The 16,780-nt window shown below is 54.0% G+C and carries 17 protein-coding genes; 7 read left to right on the forward strand and 10 right to left on the reverse strand.

Translation table 11 applies throughout. The annotated features are described in order from the left end of the window. Positions 1–249: 249 nt before the first annotated feature. A complete protein-coding gene (locus QYC28_RS12520) occupies positions 250–885 on the reverse strand; it encodes a Uma2 family endonuclease (RefSeq protein WP_286649704.1) in 636 nt (211 codons plus the stop codon). 136 nt (positions 886–1,021) lie between these two features. On the opposite strand from QYC28_RS12520, the gene QYC28_RS12525 reads away from it, so the two are divergent. The 3 genes from QYC28_RS12525 to QYC28_RS12535 all read left to right on the forward strand — a co-directional run bounded on the left by QYC28_RS12525 (position 1,022) and on the right by QYC28_RS12535 (position 3,691). After that, on the forward strand, positions 1,022–1,837 hold the full coding sequence (locus QYC28_RS12525) for an FAD-dependent thymidylate synthase (RefSeq protein WP_149821332.1): 816 nt from the start codon (positions 1,022–1,024) through the stop codon (positions 1,835–1,837). Positions 1,838–1,901: 64 nt separating this feature from the next. Continuing rightward, complete coding sequence (locus QYC28_RS12530) at positions 1,902–2,036, forward strand: hypothetical protein (RefSeq protein ID WP_255451743.1); 135 nt, start codon at positions 1,902–1,904, stop codon at positions 2,034–2,036. A 32-nt stretch (positions 2,037–2,068) separates the two neighbouring features. Further along, the gene (locus tag QYC28_RS12535; protein WP_302679583.1) at positions 2,069–3,691 is read left to right on the forward strand and encodes an MBL fold metallo-hydrolase; all 1,623 of its coding nucleotides are present in this window, start codon (positions 2,069–2,071) and stop codon (positions 3,689–3,691) included. On the opposite strand, the gene QYC28_RS12540 is transcribed toward QYC28_RS12535, so the two are convergent. From QYC28_RS12540 to QYC28_RS12550, 3 genes are all read right to left on the reverse strand, one after another. Next, the gene (locus QYC28_RS12540) at positions 3,688–5,106 is read right to left on the reverse strand and encodes a hypothetical protein (RefSeq protein WP_302679584.1); all 1,419 of its coding nucleotides are present in this window, start codon (positions 5,104–5,106) and stop codon (positions 3,688–3,690) included. The genes QYC28_RS12535 and QYC28_RS12540 overlap by 4 nt on opposite strands. Positions 5,107–5,179: 73 nt before the next feature. Continuing rightward, on the reverse strand, positions 5,180–6,355 hold the full coding sequence (locus tag QYC28_RS12545) for a PP2C family protein-serine/threonine phosphatase (protein ID WP_149821848.1): 1,176 nt from the start codon (positions 6,353–6,355) through the stop codon (positions 5,180–5,182). Between the two features lie 47 nt (positions 6,356–6,402). Next, complete coding sequence (locus QYC28_RS12550) at positions 6,403–7,539, reverse strand: ABC transporter permease (protein WP_149821336.1); 1,137 nt, start codon at positions 7,537–7,539, stop codon at positions 6,403–6,405. A 422-nt stretch (positions 7,540–7,961) separates the two neighbouring features. Between QYC28_RS12550 and QYC28_RS12555 the strand changes: the two genes are divergently transcribed. From QYC28_RS12555 to QYC28_RS12565, 3 genes are read left to right on the forward strand one after another with little or no spacing between them, the layout of a single operon-like run. Beyond that, on the forward strand, positions 7,962–8,363 hold the full coding sequence (locus QYC28_RS12555) for an AbrB family transcriptional regulator (RefSeq protein WP_149821338.1): 402 nt from the start codon (positions 7,962–7,964) through the stop codon (positions 8,361–8,363). Between the two features lie 16 nt (positions 8,364–8,379). Next, positions 8,380–9,108, forward strand: coding sequence for a pantothenate kinase (locus tag QYC28_RS12560; protein ID WP_255451673.1), 729 nt, complete (start codon positions 8,380–8,382; stop codon positions 9,106–9,108). After that, positions 9,108–9,869, forward strand: a complete 762-nt coding sequence (locus tag QYC28_RS12565) for a carbon dioxide-concentrating mechanism protein (RefSeq protein ID WP_149821342.1) — start codon at positions 9,108–9,110, stop codon at positions 9,867–9,869. The genes QYC28_RS12560 and QYC28_RS12565 overlap by 1 nt, the downstream gene beginning before the upstream one ends. On the opposite strand, the gene QYC28_RS12570 is transcribed toward QYC28_RS12565, so the two are convergent. The 3 genes from QYC28_RS12570 to QYC28_RS12580 all read right to left on the reverse strand — a co-directional run bounded on the left by QYC28_RS12570 (position 9,803) and on the right by QYC28_RS12580 (position 13,148). After that, entirely contained in the window at positions 9,803–11,080 is a 1,278-nt protein-coding gene (locus QYC28_RS12570; RefSeq protein WP_302679585.1) for an NAD(P)/FAD-dependent oxidoreductase, read from the reverse strand. The two genes, QYC28_RS12565 and QYC28_RS12570, sit on opposite strands and share 67 nt — an antisense overlap. Then, complete coding sequence (locus QYC28_RS12575) at positions 11,080–12,828, reverse strand: mechanosensitive ion channel family protein (protein WP_302679586.1); 1,749 nt, start codon at positions 12,826–12,828, stop codon at positions 11,080–11,082. Before QYC28_RS12575 ends, QYC28_RS12570 begins: the two co-directional genes overlap by 1 nt. 83 nt (positions 12,829–12,911) lie before the next feature. Further along, positions 12,912–13,148 (reverse strand): hypothetical protein, encoded by a 237-nt coding sequence (locus QYC28_RS12580; RefSeq protein WP_149821348.1) that lies wholly within the window; start codon positions 13,146–13,148, stop codon positions 12,912–12,914. Between the two features lie 261 nt (positions 13,149–13,409). Here QYC28_RS12580 and aspS point away from each other — a divergent pair, with 261 nt between their 5' ends. Beyond that, entirely contained in the window at positions 13,410–15,215 is a 1,806-nt protein-coding gene (gene aspS / locus QYC28_RS12585; RefSeq protein WP_286625952.1) for an aspartate--tRNA ligase, read from the forward strand. On the opposite strand, the gene QYC28_RS12590 is transcribed toward aspS, so the two are convergent. Genes QYC28_RS12590 through QYC28_RS12600 form a run of 3 tightly spaced genes read right to left on the reverse strand, consistent with a single transcriptional unit; the run spans position 15,212 to position 16,779 of the window. Beyond that, on the reverse strand, positions 15,212–15,634 hold the full coding sequence (locus QYC28_RS12590) for a gamma-glutamylcyclotransferase (RefSeq protein WP_302679587.1): 423 nt from the start codon (positions 15,632–15,634) through the stop codon (positions 15,212–15,214). The genes aspS and QYC28_RS12590 overlap by 4 nt on opposite strands. 39 nt (positions 15,635–15,673) lie before the next feature. Continuing rightward, positions 15,674–16,315: a MarC family protein gene (locus tag QYC28_RS12595; RefSeq protein ID WP_206200464.1), complete on the reverse strand. Its 642-nt coding sequence runs from the start codon at positions 16,313–16,315 to the stop codon at positions 15,674–15,676. A 44-nt stretch (positions 16,316–16,359) separates the two neighbouring features. After that, positions 16,360–16,779 (reverse strand): hypothetical protein, encoded by a 420-nt coding sequence (locus tag QYC28_RS12600; protein ID WP_206201709.1) that lies wholly within the window; start codon positions 16,777–16,779, stop codon positions 16,360–16,362. Position 16,780 lies beyond the last annotated feature (1 nt).

A 16,780-nucleotide genomic window follows, 5' to 3' on the forward strand; every position in this document is an offset into this window, starting at 1 on the left:
GAACTGTCCCCCACTGGTCAATTTGGACGTATGGCTTGAGAGACTCGGAAACACAAGCAACTTGGTGTGTCATTGGTATAGAAGTTTCACACTAATAAGCCAATTAGTTAAAATTTTTTAATTTTTAGGGGATGAATTCAGTTAGAAACCTTAAGGGCAATGCTACAAAAAGCATAGCATCTACGAGGAATCGTCCTAGGTGATCTAGCAACCCCCTTTTTCCTTGAGAAAGCAATCTTTAACAATTCCCTATTGACTAGAAAACTGTTGCCGCAGCCGTCGCAGCGCAGCCCCTGTGCCTTGGGTTGCCGTCTCTTCGAGGACAGCACTCATCAACGCTACTAAGTTAATGTCTGGAAAATAGCGGCTTTTGGATCGAGGGACATAGGTCTGGCCATCGAGAGCATAAATGCTCAAGCCCGTTGACGTAAAGAGCCACACTTCAGGAACGCGATAAAGAAGGTAGTCCTCAGCCACTGTATAGGTGGTGACATCAATCTCAATCACCAAATCGGGTGGCGGATCGGTTTGCCAATCAATACGGTCTTTGCCGACGGCTGCCGTCCAATTGTCAATATAGAAGCAATAGTCAGGCTCAATGCCACCCATCTCAGGAATCTCCATGGTGATCGGCGTAAAGGCTTCGTAATTGCGCTCCTCACTATCCAGCAAAATTTTGACAACATCGGCAACGATATTCGCTTCGCGGCCATGACGGGGTAAGGGACTCATGAGCAAAATTTCCCCCCGACGAAACTTGATGCGGGGAATCGAACCATCGCCACGGCTGTTGCGGAGGCAACAGTAATCTTGCCACGTACCCGGCATGCGTAGGACACTGCCGGGGGGAAGAATAATTTTGGCTGGAGAAACAACCGCATACATGGCAAGGTATATCCACAACAGGTCTAGTTCCACTGTGCCACAGCATCAAGGTTGACGCGCTTTGCGGTTGCGGATCGCGCGGACGGTGTTCCCCTTGCACTAGCCTAGAAAAGGCAGAGATTCAGAAGAGACAAAGATGCAAGACGGGCGTGTGATTGCCGATTCAATTTCGCCAGCAGGGGTGCGCTTGGTGACGCTGCAACTAACGTATCCGCGTTTTATCCATAGTGAACTTCTCACCCATCGCGTGTTTTCCCGTAATTCCGCCAGTTCGCGGGCAGTACCGGTCACAAAAATGATGGCGCAGGTGGAAGAGGATCCCGTGATTCCCTACCATTGGGGACAAAACCAGCGGGGCATGCAGGCGCGCCAAGAGAGTGAACACAAGGAGGCAGCAAAGGAAATTTGGTTGAAAACTCGCCTCGCGGTTCTTGAGGGGGCACGCCAACTCCATGAACTAGGCATTCACAAGCAGGTGGTGAACCGCATGCTGGAGCCGTGGATGTGGATGCAAACGGTGGTGAGTAGCACGGAGTGGGAAAACTTTTTGCGCCTGCGCAACCACCCCGATGCCCAGCCCGAAATGCAAGCCTTGGCTAAGCTGATTCAGCATTTGCTGGAAACCCATGAACCGACACCCGTGGCGGTGGGGGATTGGCACCTTCCCTATATCGATCCCAGTGAGCGCGAGCAATATAGCCTTGAGGAGTGTAAGTATATGTCTGTGGCACGTTGTGCGCGGGTGTCCTACTATCTGCGGGATGGCCAACGCAGTGACCCCGCCTCTGATCTGGCGCTTTATCAACGCTTGGCGGGGGCAGAACCGAAGCACCTGTCTCCCCTAGAACACGTGGCAGAATGCATGGGCGATCGCCAGCCCTATGCCAATTTTGTGGGTTGGCGGCAGTTGCGTTACTTTGAGGAGAGAAAATCAGCACATGCCCCCCAATGATCCACGATACACTGAGTAGCAGAACACACCATCGTCTGAGTTGACAAGAGCGAGGAGCGCAGCCATGGACGTTGCTATTAACGTGAAACCCATTCTACTGGCTATTACGCCGGTGTTTATTGTGCTGTGTTTGGTCTTTGGCACCCGCAATGGCTTCTACGACACCGATAACTACCACGGCAACGGTTCTGCTCACTAAAGCTAACCAAGGAGGGTGACTGTTCGTCATTCATGATCGAGTGCCTCAACTATGGGGTGGGTCACGCAGATGAGGGGGTGTGCATTGGCTTAGGAATTGGCACCTATCGGATTTTGCTGGACTGTGGTGTGCCGTCCCTTGATGTTTTGCCCCTTGATGAAATTGAACAGCATCCCTTTGACTTGGTCCTCTGTAGCCATGCCCACGCGGATCATGCCCAGAGTCTGTTGGCACTCCATCGCCGTTTTCCCCATATTCCCATCTATGCCAGTGAGGTCACGACCCAGCTTTTGCCCCTCAATTGGCCGGATGAAACGGTTCCCCCTTTCTGTCGTGCTTTGCCTTGGCGATCGCCCGTTGAGTTTGGGGATGGCCTGACCGCCGAACTCTTTCCTGCAGGGCATTTACCGGGGGCTGCTGTTTTTGCCCTCACATACCAAGACCCAAACCCAGAGCAACCGCCCCTGAGCGTGGTCTATACTGGGGATTTTTTCCTCTCCCATACTCGCTTTACGGAAGGACTACCCCTTGCGGATCTGCGAGGATTGCAGCCGGATGTGCTGATCATTGAGGCCAGCTTGGGCACCGCGCGTCATCCCCACCGCCGTCAACAGGAAAACCAACTGGCAGAACGCATCCGCACGGCGGTTGATCAAGGCTACAATATCCTACTGCCGCTGCCGCCCCTCGGTACCGCTCAAGAAATTCTCATCCTACTGCGCAGTCATCATCTTTTTACGGGACAGCCGATTCAAATTTGGGTCACGCCAGCGATCGCGCGCGGCTGTGATGCCTACCTCACGGTGTTGCCCCATTTACCCACGGCCATTCAAAATTTTGCCCAACACCAGTCCCTCTTTTGGGATCAGCGGGTCAAACCCCAAGTGCAGCCCTTAAGCGATTTGGCGCAAATTCGAGGCGACGCCCCCACCATTGTCCTTGTGGAGGAGGATCAAGACCTGCGTCCCTACGTGGCTCAGGGGAAACGGCCTTGGCTCGTGCTCTACCCGCGTCTGCGCTATGGTCAGCCCTTTCGGGGCGGTGATCCTACCTTAGCCAGCTTGCCCAATGTGGAGGTGGATACGTTTTTACTTTCCCTCCATGCCGATGGCCCTGCAACGACGCAACTGATTCACAATATTCGCCCGCAGCATGTGGTGCTTATCCACGGCGACCCCAACTACCTTGCTGATTTAGCCAGCTTGAATGAATTGAGCAACCGCTACCATCTGCACACCCCCACCAGTGGTTCAACGATTCAATTTCCCATTGGTCAATTGACACTTTCGACGCCGAGTTCGTTGGTGCAACTGGCCTATGAGGGGGAGGTGAGTGAGTGGAACGATGAAGCAATGATTCGCCTACCCGCTTCTATTACCACGGATCCGCGCTGGCGACGGTTGGCGGATACGGGCTTTGTCCTTGCCTCATGGCAGGGGGAGCAGTTGCTGATTCGCGGTATGACCCCCAAGGAAGTGCTGGGTGGGACATCGGCTTCGATCGCCCCCGATCAGGAGAGCTGTTTTAATTGCCAGTTTTATCGCGGTCAGCGCTGCTGGAACGAGGCTTCTGCACTGTACAACTTCAAAGTGGCACCGGAGGGCTACTGTCCAGCCTTTGAGCGGGCAGAAACACAGCCGGAACCCGAAAGCTAGGCCCCTTGGAGCTGCCGCCGCAGGGTCACCGTCGGACTCTCAGCGCCTGTTTTGGGGTCAATAGCGATCGCCATCAGGGCAATGGAACGTACACTCGCGGGCACATCAATGTGAAGCACGGTTTGCCAGTAATCCCCATAGCGATAAAAATCAAACTCCACGAGCCAGCGGGGGCCAGCAATTAACTCTCCCGTTTCGCCATTGGTGATCCACACCTTGACAGAGCAGCCCCGTTGTGTTGCTGGCAAATTCACCTTGAGGTGCAGCGGCGATACCAGTGGCTCTGGTGACAGCAGGAGCTGGGGGGGGGTCAATAGATAGGCGCTCTTAGGATTCCTAGATGCTGGGGGAGTAGCTTCAACAGGAGGTGCCAACTCGGCTAACTGTTGCAATCGCAACCAAAATCGCTCTTGGCGATCAATGGGCAAATCCCGAGGCGGCGGTACGGTAACGGCAGATAGGGGCTGGCAAAAGCTAGGCAAATCCACGACAACAGGGGCTTTTACAGGCTTCAGTTGGGGCGGTAGGGAAAAGCCGCTCACTGGCACAGGTTCGAGAGTCCTATCCCCTAAGATGGGCAACTGCGGGCCAGCGGGTGTTTCGCTCTTAGGTGGGGCGGGTTGGGGGGGCGCAGAGACGGCAGGAATCTCCGGTGCCGGTAACACCGTGACCATAAAGGCTTGCACTTGGCGAAGATCGCTGTGCTCTAGGGGTTGGTTGGGCAGAAGGCGGGCTTCCCCCACCATGACTGGATAATCGGCCAAGGGGGTGAGTGTACAATGAAACCCCCATTTTCCCTCGCGGGCGATCGCGGGCACTGAGTGCTCCTGCACGACATCGCGAGTAACGGGATTGCGCAAACGAATCACCACTGTACCGGGAACGGCAACTGTGCCCTCTAAAACCAGCGTTTCATCGGCAAAGATCGTATAGGCACTTTGGGGCAGCTCAATGAGCGTCGTGGGCAGCTCAGCAGGGGAGGGTGCTTGCGGCTTAGGGGGGTCGGCAGCTTTCACTGGCTGCTCTGGAACCGCAGGCAAGGTTTCTGGTGCCGGCAAATCCCACTCTTCGCTTTGGGCAAGGACATCAAGGGCGATCGCAAACACCTCTGCATCCAGCACCCCCTCTTGGGCCACACGGCATTGAAATTCCCAACGCCCCGCCTGCAAATACGTAAAGGGCAGAATACCCATGAGTCCTGTGGAGCTGCTGCGGTGGGTGCGGCGTTGGTAGCGCTGCTTGGGCACCCCCTGATCATCGTAAAGATGGGTAATTTGCACTTCCACCGAGGTTTCGGCAACCGGACAGCGCGCCATCAAGCGGTAACTGCCCTCCAAAACTTCCGCCGAGGGTGGTTCTAGGGGCAACCAAGCGCGATCGCCCTCCTTTTGCAGTAAAAACTCCCATCCGCCCATAGCGCATTTTCACTCTCCCACTGCTTAGGATATTGCACAGAAAAGGCCACATTATGCAATCTCAGATGCAAAGTTAAGCCGATGGAAAGGCCACTTGCACCAATGAAACATCATCACTGCCAAAGGCATCGGGTGCTGCATGGCTCTGCCCTTGGGCAATCAACTGGGGCAGCGCCGGCACAGGGTCTTGGGTGTGGGCAACCATGAGCAACTTCCTAAAGGCTTCGAGACCCCAAACCCGATTGTCGGTTGTTTCAAACTCATAGATGCCATCACTAAAGAGGTAGAGAACTGCCGAAGGGGGGACTTCAATCGTGGCTTGACTAAAGGCCATGTCGGCAAACATGCCAATGGGAATGCCCGGTGTCTTGAGGAGAGTCGCTCGCCAGCCATCAGCCTCAGGGGTGAGGAGCAGTGCCGGCGGGTGTCCACCACTGGCATAGGTCAACTGCCGTGTTTGGCGATCGTACACGCCGTACCAAATCGTGAAATACTTCTCGTGCTGATCCGTCATTTGAAAGCCATTGTTGAGGGCTTCGAGGACTTGGGCAGGGTGCAGATAGTCAAATGTGCCGCTCGTTTGCTCTCGCGTGGTGCTGCGCAGGAGGTTCAAGACGGAGACAGATGGCAGAGCAGCCCCCAAACCATGGCCTGACACATCGAGAATGTAAAGCACTAAATAGCGATCGCCAATCCAGAAAAAGTCAAAGCAATCGCCGCCCAACTGACTTGACGGCAAGAAGTAGTAGTTGATTTTGCAGGGGGCTTCTTGGGGAGCTGGCAGGAGCGATCGCACATAATCCGCAGCCTCGTGCAGTTCCGCTTCAAGAAGTTGTTTCTGCTTGAGCAGATCTTGGTTAAGTTGATAAAGGCGCAGACCCGCCTGAATCCGTGCCCGCAGTTCATTGGGGTCAATGGGCTTGGATAAGAATTCATCCGCACCAGCATCCAAGCCCTGAATGCGATCCTCCAGTTCCCCCTTGGCGGTCAGCAGGACAAAAAAACTGCGGGAGAGTTCCTGATCCTGCTTGATTTGACGGCACACCTCTAGGCCATCCAGTTCGGGCATCATCCAGTCGCAGATGATCAAGGCGGGTTTCTCAGCGGTGGCGATCGCGATTCCCTCACGGCCATGGCTAGCAACCGAGACTTGGTAGCCCAGATCCTTTAGGGTTTTGCGCAGCAGCAGTCGGCTGGTAGGGTCATCATCAATGACGAGAATTCGATAGGGCTGGCGATCGCCGCTCATAGCTTCAGCCTGCAAAATCTCCCCCTAGTGTATCCCAAGGCTCCTAGCTATTTTTGGGTTTGCCTCGGATCAAGGGCATCCCGCAGGCCATCGCCGACAATGTTGAAACATAGCACAGTGATGACAATGAGGGTTGCTGGTGCCCAAACTAGCCACGGCTGCAAGACCAAGATTGAGGCATTCGTTGCCAGTGAGAGCATATTGCCCCAAGAGGGATCCGGCTGCTGAATCCCTAGACCAATGAGACTAAGCACCGATTCCGCGACGATGAAGCTGGGAATCGAGAGCGTTGCGGCAATCATCACGTAGGTTGCTGTCTGGGGAATAATATGCCGCACAATAATATAGAGCGATCGCCCCCCCATTACCTGCGCCGCTTGGACAAAGGCCATTTCTTTGATCCCCAGCACCTGACCGCGAATCACCCGTGCTAGCCCCGCCCAACTCACAAACGATGTGATCACGGTAATCAGCAGGAATCGCTCGCCACTACTGAGTCCCACGGGGAGTACCGCCGCTAAGGCCACCAGCAGATAGATGGTCGGCAGTGTCATCAGCACCTCAACACCCCGCATCAAAACGGCATCCAGCCAGCCGCCAAAGTAGCCAGAAATCGCCCCCACGAGAATACCAATCGGGAAGGCGATCGCCACCCCCACAAGGCCAATACTGAGGCTAATGCGGGCACCAAAGAGCAGCCGACTCAACTGATCGCGTCCTTGGTCATCCGTTCCCAACAGATTCAGATAGCCCTTACCTACCGTGCCAAAGAGATGGCGATCGCTGGGGAACCCAGCAAAGATCGTACGTGGTTCAATTTGTGGATTGGTGAGACTCCAGCGGGTCGGTAGGGGCAGGGTAATTTCCAAGAAGCGATAGGGGCTGCCCTTGACAAAAAGGCGAATGGGTGACGGTTCCTGCCAGTCCACGATCAGAGGTCGTTCCCCGGTTTCCAAGTTCACAGGCCCCAAGCGGGTGGGATAGACATGGGGGCCAAGCCACTGACCGTTGGGGGTGCGCCAGTAAATGCGGGTAGGGGGCAGCAGGGCACCCTCCACTTGAAAGGCATAGGGACTGTAGGGAGCAATAAAATCTGCGGCGATCGCCAGCAGGTACAACGTCAGCAACACCCCCAAACTGACCATCACTAAGGGGTTGCGCCGCAACGCTTGCCAAGGGGTCATTCGTCACTCATCTGCTAGGGTACAGCCACTATACAGCCTTTTTTCTATCCTAGGGCTGCTCTGACAGACTCAATGCCGACATGTCTTCCGTATTTTTAGAGAGGCATAATGCTATAGATAAATTTGACTCAAAAATCAATAAGTGATAAATAAAACTTAACAAACCAACATCAAATCCCTTTTCTTGTTAAATAGATTCGGTATCACTATATGATTATACTGATTGCTTCAAACTAACATATTGTTAAAAAGAATACTTTGTGTTTCAAATAAAGTGGTAACTTGATTAAATCTAATAATTTCTAGTCAGATCATTCTCGCAGACACCCTTTTTCTCTCTAGTGTGGGTACCTGTTGATTAAAGAACAATTTAGTTGCTTTATTCATTTGAATAGTGTTCTGATAGAGGAAATATAGAGCGAATGGAAAAACCAAAGCCCCTAACTGGTAAAGCACTCTTGCAGCGATTAAGTGAACTGGGTTCTGCATCCCGTAAAGAAGCCGCAAAGCTCTGTGGCTACTATCGCGTCACAAAATCCGGTGAGGTGCGTGTCGACTTAGGGAAATTTTACGAAGCGGTACTCGCTGCCAGCGGACTAGAAGTAAAGTCATCGGAAAAAGAAGTCAATGGTCAATCAGGACGGGGGCGATCGCCCTCCTATCGGGTGAAAGTGCACCAAAATGGTCAGATTGTGATTGGTTCCGCCTATACAAAAGCGATGAACCTAAAGCCCGGGGATACCTTCAAAATTAAGCAGGGATACAAACATATTCATCTCTACCTCATAGATCCAGAAGAGGTGGATGGTGTCCCCACAGAGTAATCAATGGTTCGCTCTCATGATTGGCAATAGTCGGCAGCACTGGGCACTCTTTAGCGGTGAACACCTCAGCCGCACTTGGCACCTCACCTCTGAGGAAGTTGCCTGCAATCCTGCCAAAGACTATCCCGGACTCCCTTGCTGGGGTGCGAGTGTTGGTTCTGTGCCCTTGCACCAAGTCTATCCGACAGCGATCGCCTTCACCCTCGAGGATATTCCTATTCCTCAGATGTACCCCACCCTAGGGATTGACCGTGCCCTTGCCCTCTGGGGAGCGCTTCAGGTCTATGGGGCACCAGTGTGTGTGGTGGATGCGGGAACTGCATTAACGCTGACCCTAGCCAACGATCGCGGTGAATTTGCGGGCGGTGTGATTCTCCCGGGTGTTGGGTTAATGGCGCGAGCACTGGCGGACTATACGGCAGCTTTACCCTATGTGACGCTTCCCCCAGAGCCACCCCCCCGTTGGGGCGCCACCACTACCACAGCGATTGAAAGCGGTCTTTACTACGGTACTGCCGCCATGTTACACGCCTATCTGGGCGCCTTTTTTCAGGCGTTTCCCCAAGGTACGGTGATTGTGACCGGGGGCGATCGCCCCTTTCTCAGTGAACTGTTAAAAACATTTTTAGACCCCGATCGCTGGCGTGAAGACGATCATTTGGTTTTTTGGGGGATCCGCGCCCTCCGCAACCCAACCGTTAAGATAGAAATGCACCCAATGGAAAGGATTGACGAATTCCGCTAATGGAGCGACGGGATGACTTTACGGATTTAGCCTTGGGACTGGTTTCAGCCCAGAGCTTTCCGGCAATCGTGGGCATTGCCGATCACATGCTCAAATCCGCCGATGTCCTCCTAGTGGGCTATGAGAAAATTGGCAGTGGCCACTGTAGCGCGATCGTGCGCGGGCGAATTGCCGATGTGCGCCTCGCCGTGGCAGAGGGCGCTGAACGGGCGCAGCAGTTTGGTCAAGAACTCAGTACGTTAGTCATTCCCCGACCTGACCCCAACCTAGAGAAAATTCTGCCGATTGGCAGTCTTCTCGCCCAGATTGCCTCTAAAAGTCGCGGCCATCGCCTCAGTAGCCACGCGGTTGGCCTATTGGAAACGCGAGGATTTCCAGCCATGGTGGGGGCAGCGGATGCCATGCTCAAGGCGGCAGATGTGATCCTAACGGCCTACGAAACCATTGGCGCCGGTCTATGTACGGCCATTATTCGCGGCACGGCCTCCAATACCGCGATCGCCCTTGAGGCGGGGATGGCAGAAGCCGATCGCATTGGTGAACTCCATGCAGTGATGTTGGTACCCCGTCCCCTTGAGGATTTGGATCAATCGTTGCCCTTGGCACCCGCCCTACAACGGGAACTACAACCCCTGCGCCTACCCCTCACCCTCAAGCAAAAAGAAACCGAACCCCTTGCCCTTCAAGGTGCGGCTCAAGAGAGTGTGGCCGTGGAAGCGCCTGCCGAAACGGTGCCCGTCGAACCCTCTGCCAATCCCTGACCGGCAATCCAGCCCGTTGTCCACGCACTTTGCAGGTTAAAGCCCCCCGTCACGCCATCAATATCGAGAACTTCGCCCGCAAAGAATAGCCCCTCACAGCAGCGGCTGGCCATGGTCTTAAAGTCCACTTCCTTGAGAGCCACCCCACCACAGGTGACAAACTCCTCTTTGAAGGCGCCCTTGCCAGCGATCGCGAAGGTACCTCGGTGCAAGGCCTCCGCCAGTGCCAGCAGTTGTTTTTTACTGAGGTGTGCCCAAGTTTGCTCAGCCGGAATCCCCACGCTGGTTGTCCAGTAACTCCAGAGGCGGCGCGGCAGCGGAAAGGGACAATGGTTAGCGATCGCTCGCTTCGGGGTATGGCTACGACAGGCTGCCAACTCCCCTTGAATCTGCGGCAGTGACAGATGGGGGAGCCAATTCACCACCAAGGTGCCGCGATAGTTCTGCACCGCCAAGGCACGTGCCCCCCATGCCGAGAGTTTCAAGACCACAGGACCACTAAAGCCCCAATGGGTAACGAGAATAGCACCGGTTTGGGTTAAGGGCGGCTGCTGCGGCAGTTTGAGGGTTGCTTCCACGGGTTGGACACTGAGGCCTGAGCGCTCCTGCAAGAGCGGGTCATCAATGTGAAACGTAAACAGAGAAGGGACGGGGGGAATAATGGTGTGTCCCAATTGTGCTGCCAAGCGATAACCTTGGGAACTGCTGCCAGTGGCCAAAAGGACGCGATCGCCCACAAGGGGTTGAGGCTGCTGAGCAACCGTGACTTGAAACTCATTGCCGACTTTCACCATCTCCTTCACCGCTGCGCGGGTACAGATGCGAATGCCTAGAGCCGTTGCTTCCTGCACCAGACAGTCAATAATGGTTTCTGAATCATCACTGACGGGAAAGACTCGCCCATCGGCTTCGGTTTTCAACTTCACCCCCCGCGCCTCAAACCAAGCGATCGTGTCTTGGGGTTGGAAGCGACTAAAGGCACCCCGCAAGGCCTTGCCACCACGGGGATAGTGCTGCACCAATAGGGCTGGATCAAAACAGTGGTGGGTGACATTGCAGCGACCACCACCAGAGCTGCGGACTTTGCTCAGCAGTGTTGCCCCAGCTTCTAAAATCGTGACGCGATCGCGGGGATTAGCCGTCGCACAGGCGATCGCTCCAAAAAATCCAGCGGCACCACCGCCGATGACCAAAATGCGCTGACCTGCCATCAAGATTCCAAGGGAAAAGGATGGGTATGTTCATCGTTGTCGTTTTTGCCGTTGCGATCGCGCGCCAAATGCAGCTGTTGATGCAGCCGACCCACGGCAATCCCCTCTGCGGCCATCAGGTTGAGCACCCGCCGCCGAAACTCCCGCCCCACGACCCATTGTTGTCCCGGTTGGGTTTTAATCCAAATGCGCACCAGTAAGCCACTGGCGGTAATCTGATCAATTCCTAGAACTTCTGGCCGCTCCAGCATCTTCAGTTGCCACTCCGGTTCTTCGTAAAAGTGGATACTCAAGTCATTCAGCAACGACAACAGGCGATCGGGATTGGTTTCAATATCCACCCACAGTTCGAGATTAACCCGTGACCAAGTGCGGGTCAGGTTGGCTACCTTGGTAATCGTACTATTGGGAATTGTAATCAGCTGACCCTCGGCATTGCGCAACTGAGTAATGCGCAAATTGAGATTTTCCACTAAGCCGGAGTAGGGTTCAATTTCCACCACATCGCCAATGCCGTACTGATCCTCCCAGACAATGAGCAGACCATTGATAATGTCCTTCACCAAGTTCTGTGACCCTAGGGAAATGGCCAAGGCTAAAAAGCCCCCCACAGCGAGAATGGAGGAAACAGGTACCCCTAAGGAACCCAAGATAACCACTAGTCGAATCAAATAAATGACAACGGTCTTAAAGCCGCGCATCACTTCCACAGTGGTACTAATCCGCAGGGTTTTACGCTGGGTATCGGCAAACTTGAGCAGATTATTTTGCTCCCAGAAAACACGAATGCGATCAAAGGCCAAGTCAGCAAATTGATTCAGCAGCCCCGTGCCAAACCAGACCACCATCCACAGAATCGGCAAGCCATAGACTTGGGAACTCAGCCAGCGGGTCATGGGGAAAAGGCGCAGAATTGCCGCTAGGCCGAGTAGCCACAGAGCCACTTGCCCCCACAACAGTAGATACCGAACGAGACTAATGAGCTTGATGCGCTGCTTGAGAAAAAAGTGATGTCGCAGGTGGGGTAGCAGCGGCAAAACCCACTCCGGTTCTGTCGTTTGAGTGGTCACTGTGTCCAGTTGCCCTTGTAGATGCTTGCGTTGGCGGATCAAGAAGCGTTGCACAATTAAAATCACGAAACTACCTGCACCCACCTTGATAAAGATCAAGACCGCCCCCTGAATTTGCGACATCAGGGCTGTGTCGGTGCGTTCCTGAATCGCTCGGTTCATCTGCTGTTGCAAAATGTCTCGCCACTGCTGAGCAAGGGTTTCAGGGGGCAGTTGATGGTAGTCGCTGTCGGCCTCTGTCACCGTCAGGAGGCGAGTGGTGCGTTCCGCTTGGCCAATGCGGGCACTGATGACTAAAACATTATTGAGGCGAGCAACGCCAATATCTACCCTTGCGGGCGATCGCCGCCCATGCTCAAGGGCACTCTGGAGTACCCGCCGTAGGTTCGATTGAATTAAATCCGCTCGGACTTCAACGGGAATTGCGTTACCGGGGTTATCGCGATCGCGAACTGTTGGCGCAGCAATTGTAAAGAGTGTATTGCCATCAAAGCGGACATCGGCAATTTCCAGTTCGCCAATGCGGGTGACGCCGGGGGGGGTGGGAGCAACGGTGGCTTGACTAATCCCCGGCAGAGGAACCTGAGCTACAGTTGACCAAGGAGAGAGAAGGACTAAAAAGAAAGTGATAAGGGCGATCGCTCCCCACCGCCATAATCGCTGATACCCATTGATCATTCGCACATACTGATATTCTGCACGGCAACACGAACTAGGACTATCCTCTCACCTTTTGAAGGCTGAACTCAGTTCACGGTTCCCTAGGGGCAGTCGACCCTAGCTTGCAGCACCTGCTCCCTTGCCACATCGCGGATTAACGAGAGACGCGAGGAAATGTAGCGTTCCAGATGATAGCGCTGGTTATGCTCTAAAGGATAAACATCACTAAACTGCGTCACCAGCCACCCCTGTAGGGCGTGATCATCCATACTCAACAATCGTCCCACCTGTGCTTGCTCAACAAAGTGCCAGAACTGCCGGAGGAGAGAGGGGGTCATACTTGCCCTCCTTTTAAGGTTTTCTTTAGATTTTACCTATCTACTACCATACGTTGCCCCTCGGAAAATTGGGGCGCAATCTGCTGAAGCTGCAACTAAAGTTAGGGAATCCACATGAAGTCCTGCAAACTTCTGTTGCGATTTCTAAAGTGCAGCCCTCCTGCAAACCTGTGCTTCCTTGGGAATGCCCCGCTAACGGTAGGGCGGTGAACCGCTAAAATAGTAAGGCTTTACCAACATACTTACAAATCATTGGGGTCTATGCGCACACACTACTGTGGCGATGTTCGGCTAACGGATGTCGGAACAACGGTCACCCTCTACGGTTGGGTGGATCGGCGGCGAGATCATGGCGGCGTGATCTTTATTGATTTGCGCGATCGCTCCGGCATTGTCCAAATTGTCAGTGATCCCCAGCGCACTCCCGACTCCTATGCTCAAGCCGATCGCCTGCGCAGTGAGTATGTGGTGAAAATTGTTGGCCGTGTCAGCAAGCGCCCTGCCGATTCGGTGAACCCAAAATTGGCCACGGGCGATATCGAGATCTACGCCGATCACATTGATGTCCTCAATACGGTGCGCCAGCAACTGCCCTTTGCCATCTCCAGCACCGAGAACGAGCCAGTCCGCGAAGAAGTGCGGCTGCGCTACCGCTATCTTGATCTACGGCGGGAACGGATGGCACGGAATTTGCAGTTACGCCATCGCGTTGTCCAAGCCATGCGGCGCTTCCTCGAGGATGAGGCGGGCTTTATTGAGGTGGAAACCCCCATTCTCACCCGCTCGACCCCGGAGGGGGCTCGCGATTATTTAGTGCCCAGTCGCGTGAATCCGGGAGAATGGTTTGCCCTTCCCCAATCGCCCCAGTTGTTCAAGCAGTTGTTGATGGTGGCGGGGTGCGATCGCTATTACCAGATTGCTCGCTGCTTTCGCGATGAGGACTTAAGGGCCGATCGCCAGCCAGAATTTACGCAACTGGACATGGAAATGAGCTTCATGGATCAGGATGAAATTATTGATCTCAACGAAGCACTCATCTGCCACATTTTCAAAACCGTGAAGGGCATTGATCTGCCGCGCCCCTTTCCCCGCCTGAGTTACCAACAGGCCATGGATCGCTATGGCACCGATAAGCCCGATACCCGCTATGGCCTTGAACTGGTGGATGTCTCCGATATTCTGAAAGACTCTGGTTTCAAAGTTTTTAGTGGGGCGATCGCCCAAGGGGGCGTGGTGAAAATTTTGCCGATTCCCAATGGCAACCACCGCATCTCGAACGTGCGCATTAAACCCGGCGGCGATCTCTTCCAAGAGGCCACCACTGCCGGCGCCAAGGGGCTGGCTTATATCCGCGTTCGCGACAACGGCGAGATTGACACCATTGGTGCCATCAAGGATAACCTCTCCCCAGAGCAGAAAGCCACGCTCTTAGAGCGCACGGGTGCCGAGCCGGGGCACCTCCTCCTGTTTGGGGCAGGGGATACCGCGACTGTGAATAAAACCCTTGATCGCCTGCGCCAGACCATTGCCCGTGAATTTGATCTCATTGATCCGACGGCAACCCATCTCCTATGGGTGGTTGATTTCCCCATGTTTGAGTGGAATGCTGAGGAAAAACGCCTTGAGGCGCTGCACCATCCCTTTACGGCACCCCATCCCGCCGACCTTGAGGACCTCAAAACTGCCCGTGCCCAAGCCTACGATCTCATCTTTAATGGCTACGAAGTAGGCGGCGGCAGTCTGCGCATTTATCAACCGGAATTGCAGCGGCAAGTTTTTGAAACCATCGGCCTTGATGAGACGGCTGCCCAAGAAAAATTTGGCTTCCTTCTCGAGGCCTTTGAATTTGGTACCCCTCCCCACGGGGGTATTGCCTATGGCCTGGATCGCTTAGTCATGCTCCTTGCCGGCGAAGACTCCATTCGCGACACCATTGCTTTCCCGAAAACCCAACAGGCGCGTTGCCTTCTTACCGGTGCCCCCAGCAGTGTTGAGCCACAGCAACTCAAGGAACTCCATGTGGCTTCCGCCAAGCCCGCAACAACCACTGCTAAAACCAAAGTCTAGGCACGTAGGTCTGTTGGCCGATTCCACACCCCCTCTAGCAGCCATTCGCCGTTGACATCCCGCACCCGCTCAGTGCTCATCATGTAAGCCCATGCTGTGCCCAAAGGTTGATGATTCAAGTTATACACTGGCACCTCTTGGCGATGGTAGGCATTTACTTCGGGAGCCAAGTTGGGATTGTAGCCTTCAAAGGCATCCAGCTGCGCCAATACGCTGGGAGGTGGATCATGAAAGATCAGTAACTCCCCCTGCACCCAACCTTCCTCAGCCGTCAGACCGGGATACCCCATCGGTAGGTGATAAAGGCGACCTCTCACCAGCGCTGGTTGATGGGCACTCAGCCAAGGCCGACAGAGGATTTCATGGGGTTGATAGCCGGGTTTAAGGGTGCCATAGACAAAAAGGCGCAATAGGGTCATGTTGAAAATCAATTAGGTTCATGCCATCAAGGGCTTAGTTTAGCGACTTTCACATAGCTTTGTCCTCATCAATTCCAGACTGCCATCGGCGATAAACTGCACAGCGATCGCCAGAATCAGGAATCCGAGAATACGGGTTAATGCACCGACACCCGTTTTGCCCCACTTTTGCATCACAGATTCACCTAACAAAAGACAAAGATAAACTACGCCACTAAACAATCCAATTCCCAATAGACAACCGAGGTACTCTTCCCAAATTTGGCAGCGTGTTGATAACGTCATCGTCACCCCGATCGCCCCTGGGCCACTAATCAACGGAACCGCCATGGGTGTCAATGCAATATCGTCTTTATCAATGGCTTCGGCGTGCTCCTGAAGCGTTAAACGCTGATGCGAAGTGACCATTTGCCAAGCGGTGTGAGCGACAATTAAGCCCCCAGCAATGCGCACCACTGCTAAGGAAATCCCAAAAAAGCCAAGGATAAACTTACCCACGAGAAAGAAGGTGACTAAAACCGCAAAAACGTTCACGGCCGTTTCTTTGGCTTTCTGCCGACGGTATTTGAGGGGATGTCTAGCTGTTAGGGCACAAAAGACAGGCACTGCACCAATGGGGTCTGCAATTGGAAACAATGCAGCCAAGGTTCCCACCAGAAAGGAGACGGTTGGATGTAGCATTACCGAAGAGTTGCTGCCCTACAAGTTAAGTATTGCCCTACAAGTTAAGTATTTAAGACCGCAAGGATTTTTTGACTAATCGAGCGCAGTTGCTGTTGGAGGTCTTCGCTGGGCAGATTGTTACCACTGAATACGCCAGCACCAATACTACTGAACCGCCACTGCTCACTCATATAGCTAAACCCCACGATGTCTAGACCAATGGCACGGCGCTGGGGAGAGTCTGGATCGCAATAGAGGCGGATTTGCAGGAGCAAACTGCGGGCTTGCCAGCGGCGACTCCAGCCCGGTAGGTGAAAACCAATGTCAATTGAATCGGGATCCACTAGGTTGCGGGTATGGGGGTCATCGGCCCAAGGGTGCAGGTCTGCCCGCAGATCCGCATTGCACTGCTTAAAGAGGTGGACGATCGCCCCCAATTTGCTGGCCATCTGCACGGTCACTGCCTGCTCTGCTGCATTCACC

It is taken from the genome of Thermosynechococcus sp. HY596, from assembly GCF_030518715.1.
Taxonomy (GTDB): domain Bacteria; phylum Cyanobacteriota; class Cyanobacteriia; order Thermosynechococcales; family Thermosynechococcaceae; genus Thermosynechococcus.